The organism is Brevibacillus sp. MCWH (assembly GCF_013096935.1).
GTDB classification, from domain to species: Bacteria; Bacillota; Bacilli; order Brevibacillales; family Brevibacillaceae; genus Brevibacillus; species Brevibacillus aydinogluensis.
In genome coordinates this window covers 1-636 of the sequence record NZ_SDLF01000089.1, presented here as the reverse complement: position 1 = coordinate 636, position 636 = coordinate 1, and the positions used below count along the sequence as shown (strand labels likewise).

The window sequence follows — 636 nt, the reverse complement described above, 5'->3', positions numbered from 1 at the left end:
TCCTTATCTAGTTCGTTGACCATTGCGAAGTATCGTTCGTTTTCGACAGGGCTATTCGGATCTAAAAGCTTCGAAACATATTGATATTCACTCCGATAGCACGGGTTATTCAAGTTCACACCAGCTGTTGTAATAATCATCAGCAACGGCTGCGCGCGTGCAATCATACCAGAATCAATAATGTTATAAATTTCATCTGTTTCATGCGCGTGATACTCGTCAATAATACCGCACTGTGGATTTAGTCCATCGCCCGTTTTCCTGTCTTCTTTAGATAGTGGTCGAATGATTGAACGACTTTTCGGATGATGAATGGCACCATATTTTACTTCATACTTCCCTTTCAACTCATGACATCCAGCTAACATGGCTTCGGTTTCGTTCCAGACGATTCTTGCCTGTTCTGTCTTAGTAGCACCTATATATACTTCAGACATGTTCTCACCGAAGGCCATAGCTTCATAAGACGCTACGCATGCAAGGCTTTGTGACTTTGCATTTTTCCTCCCCACTTGCCAATACGCCTTTTTGAAACGTCGATAATCCGTTTCTTTATGCACCCATCCATAAATATTGCCGAACACGAACACTTGGATTTCGTGGGGACGGATATGTTGCCCTTTTAACACACCCTTT

The 636-nt window shown here is 42.6% G+C and carries 1 protein-coding gene; it reads right to left on the bottom strand.

Going from position 1 to position 636, the window contains the following annotated elements; translation table 11 throughout:
• The coding region (locus ETC00_RS19480) for a terminase large subunit domain-containing protein (RefSeq protein WP_253264345.1) at positions 1–636 on the bottom strand (636 nt) is incomplete at both ends.